This is a genomic window from Paenibacillus sp. LS-5 (genome assembly GCF_056121505.1).
The window spans coordinates 1-25220 of sequence record NZ_JBWAVA010000014.1 but is presented as its reverse complement, the minus strand read 5'-3'; the positions used below and the strand labels follow the sequence as shown (position 1 = coordinate 25220).

16 protein-coding genes are annotated in these 25220 nt (G+C 46.9%); 14 read left to right on the top strand and 2 right to left on the bottom strand.

Features of this window, described 5'->3' with window-relative positions:
* Positions 1-74 precede the first annotated feature (74 nt).
* Positions 75-1769, top strand: coding sequence for a glycoside hydrolase family 2 protein (locus AC0MA3_RS19075; RefSeq protein WP_474657318.1), 1695 nt, complete (start codon positions 75-77; stop codon positions 1767-1769).
* Positions 1769-2749: a Gfo/Idh/MocA family protein gene (locus AC0MA3_RS19070; protein ID WP_474657317.1), complete on the top strand. Its 981-nt coding sequence runs from the start codon at positions 1769-1771 to the stop codon at positions 2747-2749. Before AC0MA3_RS19075 ends, AC0MA3_RS19070 begins: the two co-directional genes overlap by 1 nt.
* Positions 2750-2860: 111 nt before the next feature.
* Here the strand turns inward: AC0MA3_RS19070 and AC0MA3_RS19065 are convergent, their stop codons facing one another.
* Entirely contained in the window at positions 2861-4150 is a 1290-nt protein-coding gene (locus AC0MA3_RS19065; RefSeq protein ID WP_474657316.1) for a glycoside hydrolase family 27 protein, read from the bottom strand.
* A 358-nt stretch (positions 4151-4508) separates the two neighbouring features.
* Between AC0MA3_RS19065 and AC0MA3_RS19060 the strand changes: the two genes are divergently transcribed.
* Together AC0MA3_RS19060 and AC0MA3_RS19055 are read left to right on the top strand one after the other, a co-directional pair.
* A complete protein-coding gene (locus AC0MA3_RS19060; protein ID WP_474657315.1) occupies positions 4509-5579 on the top strand; it encodes an SGNH/GDSL hydrolase family protein in 1071 nt (356 codons plus the stop codon).
* Between the two features lie 5 nt (positions 5580-5584).
* Positions 5585-6292: a DNA alkylation repair protein gene (locus AC0MA3_RS19055; protein ID WP_474657314.1), complete on the top strand. Its 708-nt coding sequence runs from the start codon at positions 5585-5587 to the stop codon at positions 6290-6292.
* Positions 6293-6612: 320 nt separating this feature from the next.
* On the opposite strand, the gene AC0MA3_RS19050 is transcribed toward AC0MA3_RS19055, so the two are convergent.
* Complete coding sequence (locus tag AC0MA3_RS19050) at positions 6613-7509, bottom strand: AraC family transcriptional regulator (protein ID WP_474657313.1); 897 nt, start codon at positions 7507-7509, stop codon at positions 6613-6615.
* Positions 7510-7636: 127 nt separating this feature from the next.
* On the opposite strand from AC0MA3_RS19050, the gene AC0MA3_RS19045 reads away from it, so the two are divergent.
* The 10 genes from AC0MA3_RS19045 to AC0MA3_RS19000 all read left to right on the top strand — a co-directional run bounded on the left by AC0MA3_RS19045 (position 7637) and on the right by AC0MA3_RS19000 (position 24949).
* On the top strand, positions 7637-11026 hold the full coding sequence (locus AC0MA3_RS19045; protein ID WP_474657312.1) for a DUF5107 domain-containing protein: 3390 nt from the start codon (positions 7637-7639) through the stop codon (positions 11024-11026).
* A 42-nt stretch (positions 11027-11068) separates the two neighbouring features.
* Positions 11069-13024, top strand: a complete 1956-nt coding sequence (locus AC0MA3_RS19040; protein WP_474657311.1) for a glycoside hydrolase family 2 protein — start codon at positions 11069-11071, stop codon at positions 13022-13024.
* 179 nt (positions 13025-13203) lie between these two features.
* Positions 13204-14823, top strand: a complete 1620-nt coding sequence (locus AC0MA3_RS19035) for a DUF3502 domain-containing protein (protein WP_474657310.1) — start codon at positions 13204-13206, stop codon at positions 14821-14823.
* A 172-nt stretch (positions 14824-14995) separates the two neighbouring features.
* On the top strand, positions 14996-15862 hold the full coding sequence (locus AC0MA3_RS19030; RefSeq protein ID WP_379155904.1) for an ABC transporter permease: 867 nt from the start codon (positions 14996-14998) through the stop codon (positions 15860-15862).
* A gap of 28 nt (positions 15863-15890) precedes the next feature.
* On the top strand, positions 15891-16787 hold the full coding sequence (locus tag AC0MA3_RS19025; protein ID WP_379155817.1) for a carbohydrate ABC transporter permease: 897 nt from the start codon (positions 15891-15893) through the stop codon (positions 16785-16787).
* A 46-nt stretch (positions 16788-16833) separates the two neighbouring features.
* Positions 16834-18435: a response regulator gene (locus AC0MA3_RS19020; RefSeq protein ID WP_474657309.1), complete on the top strand. Its 1602-nt coding sequence runs from the start codon at positions 16834-16836 to the stop codon at positions 18433-18435.
* Positions 18432-20216, top strand: coding sequence for a cache domain-containing sensor histidine kinase (locus AC0MA3_RS19015; RefSeq protein WP_474657308.1), 1785 nt, complete (start codon positions 18432-18434; stop codon positions 20214-20216). Before AC0MA3_RS19020 ends, AC0MA3_RS19015 begins: the two co-directional genes overlap by 4 nt.
* Positions 20217-20308: 92 nt before the next feature.
* Positions 20309-21265, top strand: a complete 957-nt coding sequence (locus tag AC0MA3_RS19010; protein ID WP_474657307.1) for a hypothetical protein — start codon at positions 20309-20311, stop codon at positions 21263-21265.
* Positions 21262-23622, top strand: coding sequence for a beta-galactosidase (locus AC0MA3_RS19005; RefSeq protein WP_474657306.1), 2361 nt, complete (start codon positions 21262-21264; stop codon positions 23620-23622). The genes AC0MA3_RS19010 and AC0MA3_RS19005 overlap by 4 nt, the downstream gene beginning before the upstream one ends.
* Before the next feature lie 40 nt (positions 23623-23662).
* A complete protein-coding gene (locus AC0MA3_RS19000; RefSeq protein ID WP_474657305.1) occupies positions 23663-24949 on the top strand; it encodes a cellulase-like family protein in 1287 nt (428 codons plus the stop codon).
* Positions 24950-25220: the final 271 nt, after the last annotated feature.

Genomic DNA, 25220 nt, shown 5'->3' with positions numbered 1-25220 from the left:
GAAGGAGCAAACACCTACCCAATATCGGGACAAATTCCGTAGCGGGCCAACTTAAATAGAAATAGGGGGTAACTATGGAAAGATTATTCAGAACACACTATGTTCGATTTTCTGAAGAACTAGAGGGGCTTTGGGATTTTGCTCCACTGGATTCATCTGCGATAGATCCTTCTTCAGCCATATATTCACATCGGTTACCGGTACCAGGCTGCTGGGAGCAACATCCGGACTTCGCCTCCTATCGGGGTAAAGGTGTGTATCGCCGCTTCATAAAAGTGAATGTTGACGGAGCATTGCGCCTAACCTTCAAGGGAGTGAGTCATACCGCCAAAGTCTATCTCGACGGTACCCTTATTGCAGAGCATTACAACGCCTATACGGCATTTACCGCACTGATTCCAGAAGTATCGCAGGGTATTCATGAGCTTACCCTATTAGTAGATAATTCTTTTAGTGAAGCCTCTTCGCTGCATGTACCGAATGATTATTATACCTACGGCGGGTTAATCCGCCCTGTGATCATGGAGCTTCTTTCGGGATCTTTTATAGAACAGGTGAAATTCCGGCCTTATCTTGGGAACGATGGATGGAATGCGGAGATTTCTGTGATACTCTCCAATCCATTATCCCAAGGACAAGAAGTGAATGTCACCGGGACTTTAGATGGTTATCAAATGGCCTTTGGTCGTGTATGGATGGATCCTGGTGTATCGGTCAGTCTCAGTAAGGAGTATTTGTTCCCGAAGGTGAAATCTTGGTCATGCGACGCTCCTAATCTATATGAGCTTGTTGTCCATCTGTATACCGGAGATGAAGCTGCATCCGACGATCTATACGAACGTGTGGGTTTCAGAACGGTCGCTGTGAAGGACGAGACCATCCTATTGAACGGGGAACCTGTTGTGCTGTGCGGCTTCAACCGGCATGAAGATCATCCTATGGCTGGAGCAGCACTTCCTGTGTCATTAATGATCCGAGATCTGGAGTTAATTAGAGACATGAACGCCAATACGGTAAGAACCAGCCATTACCCGAATGATGAAAGGTTTCTGGATTTGTGTGACGAATTTGGCTTGCTGGTCTGGGAGGAGAATCATGCCCGCGGGCTCAGCATAGAGCAGATGAGAAATCCGAATTTCATTCACCAGTGTGAGCAGGTAAACCGAGAGATGGTAGAGCAGCACTTTAATCATCCTTCGATTATCATTTGGGCGGTTCTAAATGAATGTGCCAGCGATTTGGAAGAAGGGCGGGTACATTATCAACGGCAGCTTGAACAGATACGTTCTTTGGACTCAAGCCGTCCATTAACCTTTGCGTCGCATCAGCGCGAGCGCGAGCTGTGCTTTGATCTTGCAGATATCGTATCGTTCAATTTGTATCCCGGATGGTATACAGACGAAGACCCGGGTGTTCTTTGTGATGAAGCAAGAAAGTGGGCGGATCAGAATGGAGGCCTTGGCAAGCCGATGATTATGAGTGAGTTCGGGGCTGACGGCTATTATGGGCTGCGTGATCCTCTTGAAGTTAGAGGCACCGAGGAACGCCAGGCATTGATCATTGAACAGAATCTCGCGGCTTATGTGGGCAAGCCATATTTATCCGGAATGCTGATCTGGCAGTTCTCTGATTGCCGGGTAACCGAGGGTACGGATTGGCTAATTACACGTGCAGGTACCCAGAACAGTAAAGGAATTGTAGACCGTTATCGCCGTCCGAAGCTGGCATACAAGACTGTTCAGCATTATTTCGGAAAGCTTCGGAACTGATGGAGCACAGGATTCTGCTGATAGGTCACGGCATAATCAGTCAGACGTATATCGAAGTTCTCCGTAGCTTGCCATATATAACGCTTGCAGGCGTTGTGGGAAGGAACCTGATACGGGCAGCCGCATTTGCGGATCAGCATGACATTAAGATATATGGCACCTCCATAGCGGATACCGCTGCCCGTTGCGGGGCAACCGCCGCAATGATCTGTACGCCTAATAGGGCACATTATGATAATGTTCTTGCAGCTTCTGAATGTGGGCTACACTGCTTATGTGAGAAGCCGCTGCACATCCAGCCTCACCGCCAGCAGGAGATGATGGAGGCTTGCAAGGCAAGTGGTGTGGTACTGACGGTATCTTATATGCGGAGGTACTCCTATCACTGGCAACTTATCAAACAGATCATGGATTCTGGAGAGATGGGCCGCATCCTGTGTGTGGACGCTTCTATTAAACATTATCGCAGTAATAAATACTACGACTCCTGGCATGGAACTTATGACGAGGATGGAGGGGGTCCCTTCATACAGCAAGGGGCCCACCTGATTGATCTAGTACAGTGGTTGTGTGGTGGCTATACCAAAGTGCTGGATGCGAAGATGTTCCGGCTCCGGCATTCCATTGAGACAGAAGACCATGGCTATGCAACCGTAAGATATGCAAACGGGGCAGTAGGTATGATTCAAGCCTCCACCGCCTGCAAAGGAATGAGCCGTGAAACCATTGAGATCTCCGGAACCCATGGATCAATTACAGCAGATTTCACGGGAATTCTAGAATGCACGCTGCCTGGCCGAGAGAATATGATGAGATCTGAGGCGGATAATGACCAGCTGTTTGCAAAGTTATGCGCCGATTTCTTTAATGCATGTAAGATCGGTGAGAAACCGTTTATAGATGCCGAATCGGCGGCTATCACCACAGAACTCATCCAGGAAATATACAAAGTTTCCGGAGCACCTGTTCAAATCTTCTAGGAATAAAGTAGAAGAATGGTAGGATGTGGAAGACTTGATCTTCATCGAGAGCTATCAACAAGCAAATTCCCGTGCCGATGAAATCCGGTACGGGAATTTGCTTGTTCCATATCATTCGCTATACATGAAGCTATAAAGCCGCACCCCGTGCGGCGGCACAGTGGTCCGCAGCACACCCGCGGCGAGCTCGGCGGGCATTCCGCTCCACAGCTCGGTGCCGGCAGATGCACCGCTCAGGCCGATCTGTTCAAGGGCCAGTTCCAACTGCAGCGTGTTCTCACCGATGTTGAATACGGCAGCGTAGCGGGTACCATCGGTGTGTTCGGCTGTCCAGACTATATGATCCTCTTTGCAGAGCGCTTCTTTGGCCCCGTGGCTCTCGCGGTGCATACGCAGAATCTCACGGTTGGTAAGCAGCGATAGTGTCCAGTCATCATTGTCCCGCAGTTCGCCGCCAAAGATGAGCGGAGAACGGAAGATGCTCCAGAGTGACATCATCGTCAACTGCTCGTCACGCGTGAACCGGGTCCAGCGGTCCTCCCCGCCCCCATCCACAGAGCGGATGCCTATGTGCCCAAGCGGCAGCATGTCACAATCCGGCCAGCAGCCGGCCTGGGGTTCACCTTGCCATTTCCGGCAGCGGTCGAACATATCCAGCAGAAGCGGCCATAGGTCCCAGAAATCGTCCGTGACCCGCCACATGTTGGCGTGCTCGGTGAAGAAAGACGCATATTCCACCGGAGCGGGTCCTGGGGAGAGGCTCAGCACCATAGGCCGGCCGCATTGCTCGATTGCTTTGGAGATCAGGCTGATCTCCGCCTGATGGGTGTCGTACAGCCTAGAAGCAGCGATGTCGTCCACCTTAACCAGGTCAACACCCCACTCTGCATACAGTTCAAAGAGGGAATTGTAATACACCTGGGCTCCTTCTTTAGAGGCGTCCACACCATACATATCTGTATTCCACGGGCAGATAGAGTTCGTATGCGCAATGTCGCGTGCGGTCGCAGTTGTGCCTAAGATCGGGGTGGCAGCGTGAGCAGCCTGCCGCGGAATTCCGCGCATGATATGGATGCCGAATTGAAGTCCAAGACTATGGACATAATCGGCTAACGGTTTGAAGCCTTGGCCGTCCGCTGCGGAAGGGAACCGGTTCTCGGCAGGCATCAGCCGGGAATAGTCATCCATCACGAGCGGGACGAACGGCCGGTATTGGGAGGAATTTGCATAGGGTTCGTACCATTGGATATCGACGGTAATGTAAGTCCAGCCGAAGGCTTTCAGATGCTCCGCCATATACTGCGAATTGCCCCGGATTTCCTCTTCTGTCACGGCTGCTCCGTAGCAGTCCCAGCTGTTCCAGCCAAGCGGAGGAGTAGGTGCTGTAAGTTTATGATTCATTAGAAGCTCCTTTACTGATGTAATATTGCTCTTGTTATCTTCATCATAATCAAGGAGATTAGCAATATCTACAGTAATCTTGCGAAGGGGATAGCACAATATTGCGGTTTGCCGAAGAACAGCCTCCGGTAACTAACGCTTGGCCTCCCCTTCCGCATTTACCCGGGCCGCGCCCGGTCAAATGCGGAAGGCCTTCATCGAAATAACTCCCTCTGGAATAGCGAAGCCGTTCGGCGATAGCATCCGGACTAAGGAGTTTTTTTGATTCCGCGCGGTAGTCCTGGCGGTGAGTCTTATTGAAAATAGGGAGTACCTTTGTTACTCTTACTAATATATTAGCTGCGAAGGAAGGTTCATAATGCCCCTAACAACTCAATGCTTTAAAGCGACCGAAACACATGTGAAAATAATCGGTCGGACTCACTATTACAACGATGTACTGTGGCTGGCACTCTCAGGCGGCGGTGTGGAATTTTCATTCCATGGCACCAAAGCGGAGATCACCTTAAAAGGCGATGCTATCGCCTCAACCGGTAATAATTTGGCCCGAATCGGTATCAGCGTAAACGGAAGAAGAGTGATAGACGATCAAGTAGATAAGCCGCTGAAATCGTACACAGTATTTGAGAGCGATACGGAGCAGGAGGTTACCATAAGGATCACCAAACTATCAGAGGCTGCAATGTCCACGGTAGGAATTCAAGAGATCACTGTCGATGCTGCAGATGGAATTAAGCCCACTCCTCCCCAACTACATACAATCGAATTCATTGGTGATTCCATTACATGCGGCTATGGCGTTGATGATGAGGAAGCACTGCATTCTTTTTCCACAGCTACAGAAGATGTTACAAAAGCCTATGCGTACCTGACCGCGCAGCGGCTTGAGGCTGATTACAGCATGGTCTCGTACAGCGGGTACGGCATCATTACAGGCTATACGGATAATGACGAGAAGCTTACCACGCACCTTCTCCCTGATTATTATGAAAAGGTGGGCAAGTCTGAGGGGAAATTCGACGACCGGTTATTGCCCCAAGACCTGCCTTGGGATTTCAAAAAGTTTGTGCCAGATCTGATAGTCATTAATCTGGGTACGAACGATGACTCTTACACCAAAGAGGATACCGGCAAGCAAATAGAATATGCTGAAGAATATTTGGAATTTCTTAAAAAGGTCGGACTGTGCAATCCTCATGCTCCAATTCTGTGTACTCTGGGGATCATGGGGGACAGGCTGTTTCCTTTTGTTGAACAAGCAGTAGAACACTATACACGGGAAACAGGCGATAGCAATATTACCTCCATGAGGTTTGAGGTTCAGCTGGAAGAAGACGGATACGCAGCCGATTTTCACCCTTCCCGGATCACTCACAGCAAAGCGGCGGAAAAACTGGCGGCCCACATTAAAAAGCTAATGGGGTGGTGAACATAATGAATGCAGAGATGGTTATGCAGGAGCTTGAAGCACTTGGCAAGGAACGGACCAAGAAAATATACAGCTCGAATGGCGCGCAGGAACCGCTTTTTGGCGTGGCCACTGGTGCAATGAAGCCTCTCTTCAAGAAAATCAAAATCAATCAGCCTCTGGCTGAGGAACTGTATGCCACAGGGAATTACGATGCTATGTATTTTGCCGGCATCATTGCCGATCCTAATGCCATGACGGAAGCTGATTATGACAGGTGGATGGATGGAGCCTATTTTTATATGCTGTCTGATTTTGTAGTTGCAGTAACGTTAGCCGAATCGGATATTGCTCAAGAAGTTGCCGATAAATGGATCGCAAGCGGTGAAGAGCTGCGAATGTCAGCGGGCTGGAGCTGTTATTGCTGGCTGCTGGGCAACCGGCCGGACGATGAATTTTCCGAAAGCAAAATTGCCGGTATGCTTGAGGTCGTGACCCATACGATTCATGAATCTCCAGAACGCACCAAATACGCGATGAACAACTTTTTGTACACCGTGGCGGTATCCTATTTGCCTCTTCATGATAAGGCGTGTGAGACAGCGAGGGTTGTAGGTCCGGTAGAAGTCAATCAGGATAAGGCCAAGAGCAAATTTATTCACGCTTACGAAAACATTCAAAAGGCAGTCGACAAAGGAAGGCTCGGTTTCAAACGCAAGCATGTAAGATGTTGAGTGGTGAACAAAAGTTTGAAGCCCATTCAGTTCATATCACAAAATAAACAAAGCCTGACGATCACTAACTTGTGATTGCAGGCTTTTTCTTATTCTCGTTATATCACTGCGCATGCAGGTTTCGGAATTTGGAAGGAGTGACACCATAGAAGCTTGCGAATTGCCTCGTGAAATAATCTGGTGAACTGAATCTTCAATAAGATGATCTTCTGCATAGTGCTTAGCCAGCAGGTCGAGAATTTCCTTAATTCTAGGGTTTAGCGTCTTGATGGCTTCCAGATTCGACGGGTACCTGGCCGAAGACTTGTTCTGACTGGAGTTTAGCCTTTCGGGATTTTTCGGTAACTGGAGGGAGAGAAGCCCGAAATCTTCTTGAAGAGCCGGGAGAAATAATAGGGATCATTAATACCCACGGCAGAGCTGACTTCTTTAATGCTAAGCTCGGTAAGATCCAGAAGATGGCCTGCCCGCTGAATTTTGAGCCGTAAAAAATACTCGATCGGGGAGACGCCAGTCTCGGAATTAAACAAATAGATTAGATGCTGTTTGGATACCCCGACATGATTAGCCAGGTCCGCGAGAGAAATGGAGCTGCTCATACGCCCGTTCATATACTGGATCGCCTGCTCCAAATAAGTTTCGCGCTTCTTCTCCTGTGCCGACTTCCCCGTATTTAATCCGATTCCGGAGAGCAGCTGCCTTGCAGTCTGGGCCACATGTACATGGGTGGTCAGGGCATAAGTCCGCTCGGCCAATATTTCAAAGGTCGGAATGAACCATTCAATTAGACGAGCCTTACCACTTGGTGATAAGGAGAGCGGTGCACTACACAAACCAAACAGCTTCACCAATCTATTCGCATGGCTGCCTTTAAAATGAAACCAATAGATACTCCATGGTCTCTCCTGCATTGCCCCGTAGCGGTGAGCGGTATCAGGAGGGATGATCATCATGTCACCTTGCTGCAGGTTCATTCGTTCTCCATAATTCAACTCAATCCAGCCCTCTCCTGCTTCGCAAAAGATGAATATATGCGACGGACTGCCTTCCAGCCGTTCCCTGAAATGATACTCGGCATTAGGGAAGTATCCAATGTCCGTAATAAATAAGGAGGAAGTCAGTTCCTCCTGTTCGAGTTCTTTCATCCAGTATTCCGGGAGTACATATAATTTCTCCTCGACAAACCCTTCAGGCTTGCGAATGTTGTCATTAGTCATTCCAGTACCCCCCGTAATTAATCATCAGAATAAGAATATAATCCATCACTTCCCGCATTTCGTCAATTGGAACCTTCCTTGCCAGAAGATACAGTATAACTATCAAGATTAGGGAGGCAGTTCAAACATGAAGCATGAAGCTATGGATCATACACTGGAGACGGCTCCAACAGGATCTGGCGAAGTACAGGTATGGGAGACGAACGTGTTGATTCCTACATATGAGGCAGGTGAAGCTGACCCCAATCCTATGTTTCTGGAGAAAAGAGTCTATCAGGGAAGTTCAGGCCGTGTGTATCCGCATCCGGTGATCGAGAGCATCTCGGATGTGAAGCATGATAAGAATTACAAGTTGGTGATTCTGGAGAATGAATATGTCCGTATCGAGATCATGCCTGAAATTGGCGGAAGAATCTATCGTGCGCTCGACAAGACGAACAATTATGATTTCGTCTATTATAACCGTGTAATTAAACCTGCACTGGTTGGCCTTGCAGGCCCATGGATATCGGGAGGCATTGAATTTAACTGGCCGCAGCATCACCGGCCGAATACGTTCGGTCCGGTCGAATACAAATTCGAAGCAACAGACAATGGAAGCGCTACAGTGTGGGTGAGCGAAATTGATCGGATGTATGGCACGAAGGTAACTGCTGCATTTAAGCTCTATCCGGGCAAGGCTTACTTGGAGATCAACGCTCAATTATACAACCGGACACCTGAGCCGCAGACCTTCCTGTGGTGGGCTAATCCGGCCGTAGCTGTGAATGATCATACGCAATCCGTATTTCCACCAGATGTTACGGCGGTATTTGATCATGGCAAAAGAGATGTCTCGCGTTTCCCGATAGCTACCGGAACCTATTACAAACAGGATTATTCGGAAGGCGTGGATATTTCCCGTTATAAGAACATTCCGGTTCCGACTTCGTATATGGCTTACAAATCCGATTATAATTTCGTTGGCGGCTATGATCACGGGGTCGGAGCGGGGCTGCTCCATTTGGCGAATCATCATATCTCACCAGGGAAGAAACAGTGGACCTGGGGGAACGGAGAGTTCGGCCAGGCATGGGACCGTCAATTGACAGATGAAGATGGTCCATACATCGAACTTATGACCGGAGTGTATACAGATAATCAGCCTGACTTCACTTGGCTGCAGCCTTATGAGGAGAAGACCTTCACTCAATATTTCATGCCTTACAAAAGCATCGGCGTCGTAAAAAATGCTTCGGCTGAAGCAGCCGTTAATCTGGAAGTTGATGCTGACACCGGGCAGGCAGTAATCAAGGTATATGCGACCTCGTTACTTGAACAGGCGGTCGTGGAATTAAGCGGATCAGCAAGCCAGTATCTGCAGGAAACAGTGAAGTTATCCCCTGTAGATGTGTTCGAAACGGTTGTAACACTAGGCAACGGAGAGCAGGAGCATGATTTGAAACTGTCTGTTCGTAATGCCGAGGGCAGGTTGTTGATCTCATATCAACCGAAACGGCCGGATATTGAGCGGGTCCCTGATGCCGCCAAACCACTGGCAGCCCCAGAAGAACTGCGTTCAGCGGAGGAACTGTATCTGGCGGGCTTGCATCTGGAGCAATACCGGCATGCTACGTTTGAGCCTGAAGCCTACTATTTGGAGGGATTGAAGCGGGACAGTGGCGATATCCGGCTGAATGTAGCTTATGGAACTTTGCTGCTTCGCCGCGGGCTATATACAGACAGCGAGAAGTATTTCCGCAAAGCGATCGAACGTCTGACCTGGCGCAACACGAACCCGTATGACAGTGAGGCATACTATCAGTTAGGGCTAGCGCTCCGCGGACAGAAGCGGATTGATGAGGCATTTACAGCTTTTCATAAATCGGTATGGTCTGCGGCGTGGCAGGATGCGGGGTACTTCTCACTTGCTCAAATCTCCAGCCTGAAAGGCCAGTATGCCGAGGCACTGGAGCAGGTAGAGCGCTCCCTGATCCGCAATTCACGAAATTACAAGGCGCGTAATTTGAAGGCCGCTATGCTGCGTAATCTGGGACTGGTGGATCAAGCAAAGAACTACGCGCTTGAAACTATTGAATTAGATGCCGCGGATTTCGGAGCTTATCATGAACTGTCGCTTGCTCATGCAGCTTTGGGAGATAACACTGCTGCAGAGAGCATTCTGGCTGAACTACAGCAACTGATGAGAAATGACGCACATAACTATCTCAATGTCATTGCAGATTATATGAACTGTGGTCTCTTTGAAGAAGCCATTGCCTTAGGGGAAAAGGCAATAAGTCAGAAGGAGAAGGACACTGTCTATCCGATGCTGTATTATGCACTTGGTGAATTATATCAGCATACAGGACAACATGAACAAGCTCAGGATGCTCGCAGCAAGGGACAATCAGCTAATCCAACCTATTGTTTCCCTAACACCCTGTTTGAACTTGAGCTGTTGGAAAGCGCAGCCGGAGCCAATCCGGAAGACGACAAGGCCCATTATTATCTCGGGAATTTCTATTATGACAAGAAACGGCCTGAGGAGGCGATGGCAAGCTGGGAGCGATCTCGCGAACTGCGGGATGATTATCCGACAGTACATCGCAATCTGGGTCTGGCTTATTTCAACAAGCAGAATAATCCGCAAGCGGCATTAGCCTCGCTGGAGAAGGCCTTTGTATGTGCACCGAAGGATGTGCGTATTCTGTTTGAACTGGATCAACTGCGCAAGAAGCTGGCTTGGTCTGCGGAGGAACGCCTTCATATCCTTGAAGAACACCGGGAGTTAATTGTGAAAAGGGACGATTTTTATATTGAATATGTCACCTTGCTGAACAATCTTGGACGTTATCAAGAGGCTATCGCTGCCTTGTCTCTGCGCAATTTCCATCCTTGGGAAGGTGGGGAAGGAAAAGTAACCGGACAATACAAATTTGCATGTACCGAGCTTGGCAAGAAAGCGCTACTGAGCAGTCAGTATGAAACAGCTGTCCAGCATTTACAGCAGGCACTCGTCTATCCGCTGAATCTCGGTGAAGGTAAGCTGGAAGGAGCCCAGGAGAATAATATCTATTATTATCTCGGCATGGCCTACGAAGGTCTTCAGCGGGAACAAGAAGCCATCGAGAGTTACACTATAGCTTCACATGGGCTGGCTGAGCCTACAAGCGCGATGTTCTACAATGACCAGCCGCCGGAAATGATCTTCTATCAAGGACTGGCCTGGTTGAAGCTCCATAACGAGAAGGAAGCCAGACGCCGCTTCAATAAACTGATTGATTATGCAGAAAAGCATATTTTTGACGACATCAAGATCGATTATTTCGCCGTATCTCTGCCGGACTTCCTGGTGTTTGAAGATGACCTGAACCGGCGAAATGAAATCCATTGCAGGTACATGAGAGGTCTTGGACTTTTGGGACTTGGCCGTGACGAAGAAGCTGGTAACGAATTCGATACAGCTCTGGACATGGAACCTAATCATCAAGGGGCTATGGTTCATCACCGTTTATGCGGTGCAAAACTCATCTGATCAGCTAGAGTTACAATACACAGAAGGAAGGTTGCGGATATCTTGATCAATGAAGGACGTTACACGACAAGACTGGAGGCGGACTGGAATTTCCAGCCCGATCCTCTTAACCAAGGTGAACGGGAAGGATGGCAGGCTTCAGGCTTGCCTTCTCCGGCCTCGGTTTCCGTTCCGCATACCTGGAATGTACAGGAGGGTCTTGAGGAATACCGCGGGGCAGGCTGGTATGAACAAACGCTAACAATCCCAGACGAGTGGAAGGACTGCCGGATACGGCTTTCCTTTGAAGGGGTCTACCGCGATTCTGATATTTGGGTGAATGGGGTAAAGGCAGGCAGCCACTACAACTCCGGCTATACGCCGTTTGAAGTGGACCTTACTCCGCATATTCACATGGCCGGAGAGAACCGGCTTGTAATCAGAGTGGACAACAGTAATAGTGATGTGGCGTTGCCCCAAGGCAACAGCTTTGACTGGGCAGATGATGGTGGTCTGATCCGGCCGGTAACACTTGTCGTAACCGGCTTCATGGCCATTCAGCACATCTGGATCGAACCTGAGGTTTGCTTCACTGATAATGGCAGCCAAGCAGGAGGCAAGCTGTCTGCATCTATAAAGCTTTGCGTACCGCCGGCCGGTGAGCTCAGTGCTGACGTTGCCGTCTACCGCAATGAAATCCGGATGTGGCAGAGGACCGAAGAAATCACAGGCGGGACCTTGTCCTGGAATATTGCAGACATTCTGCTGCCGGAGGTCAATTTATGGCACTTCGACCATCCGCATTTATACCAGCTTGAAGTTGTGCTGCGTACAGGGGATCAGATTCATGACCGGGTAGTCCGCTCATTTGGCTTCCGGGAGATTGTCGTGAAGGGACATGAGCTGTGGCTGAACCGTGAACCGGTCCGTCTGATGGGTGTGGAGTGGATGCCCGGCTCGAGTCCGGAGACTGGAATGGCCGAGAAGCAGGTAGACCTTGTTGCGATGCTGGAGAGATTGAAGGAAGCCAACTGTGTCATCACACGTTTCCACTGGCAGCAGGGAAATGAGCTGTTAGACTGGTGTGACCGCAACGGTCTCCTGGTACAAGAGGAGATTCCGCATTGGCAGCAGCCGGCAGAGCCGGGGAAGGATTCATTCATGTTGGCCTTGGCTCAAGCCAAAGAGATGATTGGTGGTCATGCTCATCATCCGTGTATTTTTGCCTGGGGAATGGGCAATGAGCTGGATGGCCAATCGGAGATCACCCGGACTTACATGGAACAGCTCAAGGAGGAGCTTCTGCAGCTGGACCCAAGCAGGCTTATCAACTATGTAAGCAACAGTATTCACTTTCAGCCGGGCAGCGATGCCACGGGTGCCGGGGATCTGTTAATGTGGAACGATTACATCGGGACCTGGCATGGCAATTTGGATGAGCATGAGGTAATCCAGCAGATTATTGCCGATTATCCCGACAAGCCAATTGTGGTGGCTGAATATGGACTTTGTGAGCCGGTTTATGAAGGCGGGGACGCTAGACGAACCGGGATACTTTTGCAAAAAACAGATATCTACCGCCAGTATCCTCAGTTTGCGGCTTTAATCTTTTTCAGTTTGAATGATTACCGGACTCAAATGGGAGAAGACGGTGAAGGTAAGCTGAAGCAGCGGGTTCATGGTTCTGTAGATATTCATAACCGGGTGAAGCCGTCGTTTGCGGCGTTGCGTGAGATTTCTTCACCGCTCTTGCTGGAAGAAGAACCCGTGTGGGACGAAGGTGAGCTCAAGTTGACCCTGAAATGCCGGAATGATATTCCCAGCTATGCTGTACAAGACTATTACCTCATTGTGTCTTCGGCTGATACAGAAGTAGCCAGACTGGTGATTCCTGAGATGCAGCCGGGAGATATCCTTACAATGCGCATCTCTGTACCAGTAAATCCTGTGCGGAAGCAGATGCTTACCATCTATCGTCCGACTGGCTTCAGCGCACTTGAACTGAAATTGCATAAATAAACACAATTGAAATACCCGGCGATCGCTGAAGATCTGCCGGATATTTTGTTAGGATGCTGATTTTTCTGCACATGTTAGGAATTCTAAGTCGATCGTAACTTTGACTGGTACCTTCCCAGTACAGAAATCACTAAGATTAAATTGTAAGGAGCAATTAGAATATAAAGGGAGGGTTTCAAGTGAAAAGGTTAAAGAAAAATACAGTCTCTACTCTTGTAATCGCTTTATTGTTGACGCTTACACTTTCCGGATGTGGTGGCAACAATAACACGAACAACTCGGCGAGTGAAACGTCAGACCCGTCAACAACGAATTCATCGGCAGCGGCAGCAACAAATGCAGATAAACCAGACAACTCCAAAGAGGTTAAGATAACCGGATATCTGCTAGGTGAGGCTCCGAAGGGTTTGCCTGATGTACTGGCAGCAATTAATGAAAAGCTTAAGAAAGACATTAATGCCACCCTTGAAATCAACTATATTGGCTGGGGAGATGTGGCTTCCAAATATCCGTTAGTGCTGGCTTCCGGCCAGGATGTCGATTTCATCTTTGCGGCCGATTGGAACTTTTATATCTCAGAAGCTAATAAGGAATCGTTCTTGCCGATAGATGAGAACATGCTCCAGACTTACATGCCTAAATACTTCGCCAAGCAAGATCCTGCAGCATACACCGCTGCTTATGTTAACGGGAAGCAGTACATGATTCCAACGACCACCCCAGACCGGAAGGTAGCCGTGGCTGTACTTCGAAAAGATATCTTGGATAGCGCCGGACTTGAGAATCCAACCAAATTATCCGAACTGGGTCCCTATTTTGCTGAAATTAAAAAGAATTATCCTGACATGATTCCACTGAACTTGGATTCACAATATGATCTTACTAAGCCATTTAGTGCGCTTGCCACAGAGAAATTTGCATACGCAGCTGCGCCTCTTGATTCCGCTGATCCAAGCACAGTGGGGACTTACAGCGATATAGAAGACCCTACAGGTAAAATTTTGAGCATTACGGATGAGCCGGTACTGAGCTCTTTTAAATATGCCGCCGGAGTCATGAAACAGTGGTATGATGCAGGTTATGTGAACAAAAATCCGTTTGCTAATAAAGTGAAATCGCTGAACAACTTTAATGAGGGCAAAGCAGGAGTAGCCCTAGGAAACTCGCTGGATATCCAGTCTGTGGTATCCACTGCTAAGAGTAAAGGCGTAGAAACTTACATTATGCCGTTTCTCAGTCCTACAGGTAAATCGCCATCGAATAGCTGGTTGAACAACGGTGTCGCTATTGCTGCCAATTCCGCTAATCCGGAACGTACGCTGCAGGCACTTGATCTGTTAATGGAAGATGAGTCTTACGTTAAACTGGCGTATTACGGTGTTGAAGGGAAGAACTATATCACTACGGATGATGGTAAGTTGGGACTTCCTGAAGGAGTCACTACAGAGAACAATACCTATCCGCCGGATGCATCAGGTTTCTGGTTTGTAGATAAGGATTTTGGTAAACCAAGTGTGGACTGGCCAGAATCATATATTGAGCTTCAAAGCAAGCTTAAAGATTATCTTGCTGCACCAACTTATTTGGGGTTTACGTTTAATTCAGAGAAGGTTAAATCCGAAATGGCAAACCTCAAGACCGTATCTTCACAATACTTTCAACCGATTGTAATCGGCGGTGTCAAAGATGTAGACAAAGCTTTTGACACTCTAGTATCCAAAATGAAGTCAGCCGGAGTTGATAAAGTAAAAGCAGAAGTTGAAGCTCAGGCGGCGGAGTTTTTGAAAAACAAACAATAAAATTTCTTCAAACGGCCGCTCCCATGGGGCGGCTTTTCATTAAAGCATACCCGAAAGGTGATGGAGAGAAATGCAGATCAAAACTGATGTTCCAGCCGGGCTGAAACAAAGGAAAAAATCAAATAAAGGAAATCTGTTTTTAGATTTAAAGCAGAACCGCGTACTCTATTTAATGTTTGTGCCCATTGTAATTTACTACATTATCTTCTCTTACATTCCGATGGGCGGAATTGTGATGGCCTTTCAATCCTATACGTTAAAGGGTGGATTGTTCTCCAGCCCGTGGGTGGGATTTGAGAACTTTGAATATTTCTTCTCATCCGGTAAAGCCTGGCTCGTTACACGCAATACCGTTGTATATAACGTGATCTTCCTGGCTGCATATACATGCTTTTCATTAGCGGCAGCCATTTTTTTATCTGAAATTCAGAAAAAGTGGTTTAAGAAACTCTCCCAAACGTTAATGTTCCTGCCTTATTTTATCTCGTGGGTTACTGTTTCGGCCTTCGTATATAACTTTCTGAATTATGAATACGGGATTGTCAATAAAATGCTGGAATATTTCAATATTGCAGCGTTAGATATTTATTCGGAAACCAGCTACTGGTACTTCCTTCTTCCATTCCTCTATGTCTGGAAATGGGTTGGTTACGGCAGTGTTCTCTATCTGGCGGCTATAGTGGGTATTGATCAGGAAATATATGAAGCGGCCACGATTGATGGAGCCACCCGATTCCAAAAGATCACTAAGATCACGCTGCCTCTTCTGAAACCGACCATGATCATTCTAATTCTGCTGGGGCTAGGCCGGATTATGCGCGGTGAATTCGATATGTTCTATCAGCTTATCGGCAACAATGGAAGACTCATGGACGCGACCGATATTATTGATACCTTGGCTTTCCGCTCTCTGATGGGCACTGCGGATTTCGGAATGGCTTCCTCCGTTGGTGTGTACCAGTCCGTTCTTACACTAATCATTATCCTTACAGCAAACTGGCTTGTAAGACGGTATGACAAGGATCAAGCGCTGTTTTAACCTATCTATTTCAGAAGAGGTGTAATCAATGACTACTGCCACAAGTAACCGTAAACTGAATTCAACGCCGTGGTTCACATTTATTTCCTATGCCATAGTGTTAATCATCGCTATTGTCTGTGTATTGCCTTTTATCGTCTTAATCTCCGGATCGCTCTCTACAGAGAGTTCGGTAATCAAGGATGGTTACTGGTTCTGGCCGCGTGATTTTTCAATGGATGCCTTTAAATTTATTTTCCGTTACCCGGAAGATGTTTTGTCCGCTTATAAGGTCTCGATCATTATCACTGTTATCGGGACGACGCTTTCCTTATTTATCTCTTCAATGTCGGCCTTTGTCATTAGCCGCAAAGAGATCAGATACCGCAATGTACTTGCTTTTTTCTTGTTCTTCACAACGTTGTTCAGCGGAGGATTGGCACCCTATTACATCTGGATCTCCCGCAATATGCATTTATCGGATACTTATCTGGTGCTGATTCTGGTCCCCATGTTTAATGTGATGTATATTTTGATTCTACGGAGTTTTATCCAAGGTTCAGTGCCCGAACCCCTTATCGAATCAGCAAAAATAGATGGAGCCGGCTATTTGCGGATATATCTTCAAATGGTTCTGCCACTGTCCAAGCCTGCACTTGCTTCCATAGGTGTATTCATGGTTCTCGCTTATTGGAATGATTGGTGGACGGCAATGATGTTCACGAACAACAATGATATGGTTCCGCTTCAGTATCTGCTCTATAAAATGTTATCCTCAATTAATCTGTCTTCGTCCATGTCAGAGCATGTATCGAACGTCGATTCGCCTAAGGAAACCTTCAAGCTGGCGATGACTGTCATAGCTACAGGACCAATTATTCTGGCATTTCCGTTTGTGCAGAAGTATTTCGTGTCAGGCATCACGATCGGTGCAGTTAAAGGGTAAGGAGAGACACATCTTCACTTCATGAACCGTTAAGGGGGAACACCACTTGAGACTACTAATTGTTGATGACGAGACACGAACAAGAGATTTACTGCGGAGTCATATCGATTGGGAGAGCATCGGAATAGATGAAGTGAGGACAGCTCATAACGGATTAAAAGCACTTGATTATATACAAGACTGGAAGCCCGAAATTATTCTTTGTGATGTGCGGATGCCAAAAATGGATGGCATAGAGTTTGCCCACCAATACCGCTTGATTGCACCGCAAGGTAAAATTATCTTCCTAAGTGGTTATTCGGATAAAGAGTATTTGAAATCGGCTATACATCTAAGGGCATTGACCTATATTGAGAAGCCCGTAAATCCATTAGAAGTGCGTTCTGCGGTTAAAGCTGCTGTTGTGCTCTGCCAAGAAGAGGAAAAGAAGTACAATGTGGAGCTGCAGGTTCAAAAGGATATTGATCGCAGCCTTCCCTATCTGCGGCAGGAGATGGTCCGCAAGCTGATTTCTAATCCGGCTTCGCCGCATGTCGGCCCCGCCATCCACAATCAGGAGACATTTCTCCTGCCGATGAAGGGGCCGTACACAGTTGCCACAGCCAATCTCTATTGGAAAGGATTGTCTCATCCCGGTGATTTCTCATTACAACAGAATATCATTCTGGATCTGATTAACCAGAGCCAGCACTTTCTCTCTCTACAAGTAATAGCGGGTTTTAATGGGCAGAATCAATTGGTGCTGATTCTTCCTGGGCTTTTCGGCAAAGCTTACCGGGATGGGCGTGGAACGATTGAAGAACTATTCACTGAACTATGTCAAATCGTAGGCGATGCTATTGAGCTAAGACTCGGTATTGGCTCCAGCGCTGGTACACTCATGGAAATACCGGAAGCTTACAACAATGCCGTAAGAATCAGTGCCATTCAGTATTATCATGATCAGAACATTATTTTTTGTGAATCTATCGGGCCTTCGGAGTCTATTGATACCAATTGGGACAAGGTACGCCGCATCCGCAACCATTTGCGCAAAGGAGAGATTGATGCTGCAAAAGATACACTGAAGGAGTGGACCCGGTATGCGCGCGACTGTATGGATCTAGATATTCTACGGCTGAAAGATACCTATTTTCAATTTATGCTAGCGATTACAGAGACTGCCGTTCAACTGAATCTGATGGAGCAGACGGAGGATACGGAAAGGCGTTATGTGTGGAAGGAAATCGACGGTATTCCCAGTTTGAATGCACTTGAGCAGTTTGTAATGAACACGATTAATGAATTGTTTACTGCCGGACAAGGAGAGGGGAAAACTGCCAACATCCGGAAAATGCAGATAATTATCCGGTATATTCATGCCAATTTCCATACGAGCGGGTTTACGATCAAGGCAATTGCTGATCATGTTCAATTTAGCGAAACGTATTTATGCGCATATTTCAAAAAACAGCAGGGCCAAACCATTAAAGAGTATATTACTGAAGTCAGAATAAATAAAGCTAAAGAAATGCTGGGAGATATGAGTATGAAATTATTTGAGATCACGGTGCAGCTAGGATTTACGGATGCAGGGTACTTTACTACTTTTTTCAAAAGATATGTCGGTTGTACACCCAGCGAGTATCGTGAGCGAATCCTGCGATGAAGATTTGGCTCTTAAGATTATCCAATCTAAGCATCCGCTATAAGCTGTTTGCTACTTACCTTCTCGTCATTTCCATTCCTTTCATATTACTGCTGATTATTCATATCACTCTTACCCAGAAGGAAGATGAAGAACGGGCGATAGATTCCTCACGCAAGATGCTGAATGAAACAAAATCTTATGTTGCTTACAAGTCTGAGGCAATGACAGAAGTGCTGAACTTTCTCGCCTTCAACCCGCTGGTTCAGACTGGAGTTGCCACTGACTCAAAGCCTTATGAGAATATTATTAAGTGGCATGATGATGCAGTTGTACTGAATGAGCTCATCAATCAATTTCTATACAATAAGGATATCAACAGCATTCAAATCTACATGGAAAAGGGACTGGCGGGAGCGACTGAAAGTCCTGATTTCTTACAACTGAACAAGGTGAAGTCAACAGTCTGGTACCGCGATTTTGCCTCATCAGATGAAGTTTTTGATTGGCTTCCTACCAAGATGCTGGACCCGGAAGCAAGTACTGGAGAAATAGCGATATTACGTAAAGTGCTGGATGCGAATAATAGCCGCAGATTTAAAGGGTTTGTTCAAGCCCGGATTGAATCAAGCGCGATGCAGACGGTGTTGAATCATACAGTGTTGACGCCCAAGACATCCTCACTTCTATTTAATGACCGTGGAGATTTACTGAGCAACTCAGATTATTTTGACTACCCGGATACGCTAGTTAGGGATCTTTTGAAGAGTTTTAGTGACCATTCAGAACAAGACGGTTATTACACTGACGATTATCTTATTGAAGGCAAACGTCATCTTCTTGGAGTTGAGGACATCCCGAATTCGAATCTGAAGGTAGCGATTATAGTACCTTATTCGGATATCACCGAGTCAACCATAAAAGCCAGAAACCGTATTATTTCCATATTTATGATAGTCATTCCCCTAATGCTTCCCCTTGCCTATTTTACCGCAGGTACAGCAACCAAGCGGATTCGTCTTCTGATCCAACATGCCCGGAAAATTAAACATGGTAATTTCAATATCACACCACTTACCGTAAAGGGAGATGAGATTGGAGAGCTTGCGCAAAATTTCAATGTTATGGTTCACAATATAACTGAATTAATCGGCGAAACCTACAAGCTCGGGAATGAAGTGAAGAGCAATGAATTAAAAGCCCTTCAGGCGCAGATCAATCCGCATTTTTTGTATAATACACTGGATCTGATTAATGTCATGGCTATTGAAGCAGGCGAACGTGACATCCAGCGTGTTGTAGATGAACTGGCAACATTTTATAAGCTTAGTCTGTCAAATGGCAAGGAATTCGTTACTTTAGAAAGCGAGCTTAAGCATATTGAGGCGTATACCAGCATACAGAATATGCGTTTCGGAGGCGGAATAAGACTTGAGCTTGAGGTAACCCGTGAATGGTATGCATGCGAAATGCCGAAGATTATTCTGCAGCCACTGGTGGAAAATGCGATTCTGCACGGCATTATGGAAAAAGAGTCTGAAGAAGGAATTATCCGGGTGACAGCCTGGTCAGAGCAGGATGATCTTATTATAAAGCTGTCTGACGATGGTATCGGTATGAATGCTGAAGAACTGGAAGCCGTCTTCAAAGGGGAGAGCAGAAAGCGAAAAGGTGGAGGATACGGCGTCCGAAACATCGATGAGAGATTAAAGCTTGCCTACGGAGCGTCATACGGATTGAAATTCGAGAGCATTCCCAAACAAGGTGCTGCTGTGTATGTGAGTGTTCCTCTGAAGAAGTAAAAGAATATAGTCCATCAAATAAGTGTTTTGTCAATTGGCGAAGGGCATCTACCAAGGTAAAGTATAGATAATAATACTAGGGAGCGATGATGTTGATAGCCACTTGCAGAATGGGAACCTATAAAGGCTTCAAGTCTATCGTGATGGAAAGTGAACACATCCGGTTAGAAACCGTACCTGAAATCGGCGGTAAGCTTGTTTCCATTAATTATAAGCCTACTGGTAAGGAATGGATGCTGGATTCCGGTGATCGTCCTATGCGTCAGCCGGAATATGGTACCGCTTTCTCCGATTGGGATATGAGTGGCTGGGATGAATGTTTTCCGACGATTAATAGTTGCCCATCTGGAATTGACATGAACGTCAGACTTCATGATCATGGTGAGCTGTGGTCACTTCCATGGGACTGCAAGATCGTAGAGCATTCAATGGTCAGCTCGGTTCGAAGTCCACAGCTTCCCTATCAGTTTACGAGAGAAATCTCATTTTCTGCAGAAGATCGGATAAGGCTGGATTACCGCGCTGACAATTTGAGCGATGGACCGATCCCCTTTTTATGGGTGCCTCATCCGCAATTCGCGATTACGGAACCGACCCGCATCCTTCTTCCGGAGTCCATGGAGGAAATGTTGTGTGTGTTTGAAGGCCATTCGCTGAAGAACGGGGAAATGTACGACTGGAATGAGGTATCGCTGATTCCTTCTGTGGTTACCGGAGATGGTAGAAAGTTATACTATCGTGATAAAGTTCCGGCAGGTTACTCCGGGCTGTATGAGGAAGTAAGCGGGAACTTCTTAATCCTATCCGTTCCGGCAGACAAGGTTCCTTATTTAGGGATTTGGGTGGACGAAGGTATGTTCAATGACCACCGGGTCACTTGCGCCCTTGAGCCAAGTATCGGTTATTATGATTCACTGGAAATAGCAATCGGCAATGGGACGGCACAGATGATACCTGCACAAGCATCTTTTTCATGGCATTTAGAGCTGTCCTTAGGCGCTGGAATCAACAATATAGGAACTGAACTAGGGAGAGGGATAACTTTATGAAGAACTACCGGATCGTTGTAAGTGAGGATAAGAAGAATATATTTTCAGGCCATATTAAGCTGAGTGGTGTGAACCCTTCGGGTGAACGGATTAGTTTTACGAACTACTATATGGCGAAGAACGGTGAACCGTTTTTTGGCATTTGCGGTGAATTCCATTTCTCCCGTTATGATGAGCGGTATTGGGAAGATGAGATAATTAAAATGAAAATGGGTGGCGTCAACATTGTCACTACCTATATTTTCTGGAACCTGCATGAGGAAGCCCAAGGTGTCTTTGAATGGGAAGGTAATAAAGATTTACGCAAATTTATTCAGTTATGTCATCAGCATGATCTGTATGTCATGATTCGCATCGGTCCCTTCTGTCATGGAGAAGTACGTAACGGGGGCATGCCGGAATGGATGTTCGGCCGTCCGTTTGAGGTCCGCTCGAATGATGAAGGGTATCTGGCCTATGTGCGGAGGTTGTATACAGAAATCGGCCTACAGGTGCAAGGACTATTGTATAAAGATGGAGGTCCGATCATCGGCACCCAAATCGAGAATGAGCATAACCATTCCTCAGCACAGTGGGGCCTGACAACAGGCATTAACAATATGTGGCTTAATGGCGGCAGTGACGGCGATGAACATATGCTGCGGCTGAGGGATATGGCGATAGAGGCAGGAATAGATACGCCCATCTATACATGTACAGGATGGGGCGGCGCTACGACACCCGTACCGGATATGCTGCCGTTGTGGGGCGGATATGCATATTGGCCATGGATTTACTATGAAACGGACCGCTTCGATGGGGTTAAGGAGCATCCTGCAACACCAGAGTATATTTTCCGCGATAAACATAATAACGACATTCCCAAGAGCTATAATTTTGAGCCTTTCTACCAGCCGGAAGACTATCCGTACGCTTGTTGCGAGATGGGTGGCGGGATGGTTCAGTTCTATAAATACCGGTTCGAGTTTCCTTATAAGAGCGTTCCGGCCATGTCGGTCATGAAGACAGCAGAGGGCTGCAATATGCTCGGATACTATATGTACCATGGGGGGAGCAATCCGAAAGGCAAAGTTAATCCCTTCACGAACGATCTGGCGACGCCGAAAATTTCCTACGATTTTAACGCTATGATCGGGGAATTCGGGCAGGTACGTGAATCTTATAAGCGGACGAAGCTGCAGCATTATTTGTTCACAGAGTTCCAGAAGGAGTTCGCTGTTACCAAGACGATATTACCGGGCGACACCTCCGGACAAGATCCATATGATGTGAGTGAACTGCGCTATGCAGTCCGTTCGCATGAGGGTTCCGGCTTCTTGTTCCTGAACAATTTCCAGGATCATGTGGATAATCAAGATTTGCAGGATATGAACGTCAGTATTGAACTTCCCGGTGAGACTATCACCATTCCGAGTCAAGGAGAGTTAACGCTGGGCAGTGAGAGCTTCGCTATTTTGCCGTATAATTTCGATCTGGCCGGAATCACGCTGAAGTATGCAACCGCGCAGTTGATCACGAAGCTGGACGTAGAGGATGCAGTGTACTACTTCTTTTTTGTACCAGAAGGAATGAAGGGGACTTACGCGATACAAAATGACGATGTAACAAGCATTGAAGTGGATAAAGGTCATTCCAAAAGGCTTGATCAAATGACAATCATTGAAGTAGAGGATCAGGTTTCGAGTATAACGCGGCTCATTTCCGCTGAGGGTAAGCAAGTCGTGATCTATACCATGACGGATGAGCAAAGCCTTGGGTTCTGGAAGGCGGATATCCGCGGGAAGCAGCGTGTATTGTTCACAGATGCCAACTTGCTGGTATCCGGGAATGAGATCAAGCTCGAATCAACGGATCGGGAAGATGTCACTCTACGTGTATTCCCTGATTTTGAGGACTCCCTCGGTTCGGTTACGGGCGGAGAACTGAAAGAAACGTCGGAGGACAGTCTTTTCAAATCCTATATGCTGTTTGCACCTAAGAAAGAGATTACCTTTACACTCACGAAGGTCAAGGACGAACGGGCTGTTCTGGAATTCTCATCAGGATCATTAGTTGGAGTCAAGGAAGCCTTGCTGAAGATTGATTACTCTGGGGATATCGGCTATGCATTCATAGATGGAGACCTCATTAATGATAACTTCTGCAACAACACGACTTGGGAAATTGGATTGAAGCGTTTTGAAGAGCGGCTGCTTGAAAAGGGGATGTACATCTACGTGTCGCCGATCCGCACAGGGACTGTTGTTAACAGTAATACAACAATGGCAGGGTGGAATGAGACGTCGAAAGAACGGTTTGCAGATATTGCATCGGTGCGGGCGGTTCCGGTTTACGAGATTGTGATTAGACCTAACTAAAGTTCTATTCTCATCAAGCTTGTAGGGGAGTGGTAATCAATTGAATGAATTAATGAAGAATTTACCCCGGAAGTTGACGATTACGATGTGGGACTTCTCCTGGTATACGATGACTTTGCCTGGAGAGGCTTATAACGATTTGGCTGCACGCTTCAAAGAGGCGGTAGACCGGGGTTATAACACCATTCGCATTTGTGCGATGCCCTATATGTTGTTTACGGAAGCAGGAAAACGATCAGGCCGATTGAAATTCGGCAATCTCGGAGAGGTCGGCCAGCGAACACGCTGGTATAATTGCCGCGGTGGAGCAGAGCTGGACGGTCATGCCCATTTAATCGAGCTCTTCAGACAGGCAAAGGCTCATGGCTGCTATATCATATTGTCCTCTTGGGAATATCAGCAGAGTCCGAGTTTCCTGGCACATCCTGAATTAAGGGACCAGCTTGCCGCAATCCCTGCAGCGGAACGCTTTATGGCCATTGCCAAATCCATGAATCAGCTAATCCGTTTTATTAAAAATGAAGGATACGCTAGTCAAATTGTATATGCTGAACTGCACAATGAGGTGGAATTCGGGCAGCTTACCGCTGTGGGCGTAGAACAGGGGATAAAAGAAACAGATACCCCAAAGCTTATAGAAGCAATGCAGCCATATATTGAAGAAGCGATTGATTATCTTCGTGAGCAGCACCCCGACATCCTGATGACAGCCAGTTATACGCTTAATGAAGCTTATCCAAAAGCTTATGTTGCCCGCAACATGCAGATTGCCCACTATCATCTCTATATAAAAGGCGTATTGAATGAGCTAATGGATGCAGCAGGGCTCAACGGTGAACAGACGACGTTCCCTAATCCCTTTGTTCAGTCTTTATTGAGAGAGGATGCTCCTCCATTTGAACAGTGGACGCTGCCTGACGGGCAGGAGTGGAGGATGGAGGGGAATCCCGTCGGAATGAAGCTTATTTACTTGCATGATTGGGCTGATCCGGATCAATGGGATCTCTATTTGTATGATCGTTACAGTGCCCATAAGCTGGCTATGCTGCAAAAGGCAGATATGCGTTTGGAAGAAGCTTACGAGTGGGCTGCACATTCCGGTATACCAGTTGTCATTGGTGAAGGATATGTGGGTTATACGCCGCTATACGCCGGCTTCGAGGAGGGGCCTGTCGGGAAATTCATTGCCGAGTATGCACTGAGAAAAGGCATGTCACTCGGCTTCTGGGGAATGACGCTATGCTCAAACTGTGCCCCGCATCATCCGTTTTGGCATGACGTCGCTTGGCAGACCAAATGGAATCGTTTTATTTTGGAATCAGAGTAAATAGCCGTTAAGACTTGAGATGTTTAATGATGAGAGTGGTGCATGCTGTTGTGTATTTGCTTTGTTCTAAAGGAATGGTAAAAGTTACAGGTTGCGTGAAACATGTGAGTCGGGGTATATTATTAATCCGGCCAAGAAATAGTAACGCCGAGCTCGAAATGAAGTTAAAAAAAGAGCTTGCATTCATCGGTCGGACATGATATATTATAAGAGTTGCTGGTGACAAGATAAACGGCGCCGACAACGAGCTTGATCTTTGAAAACTGAACAA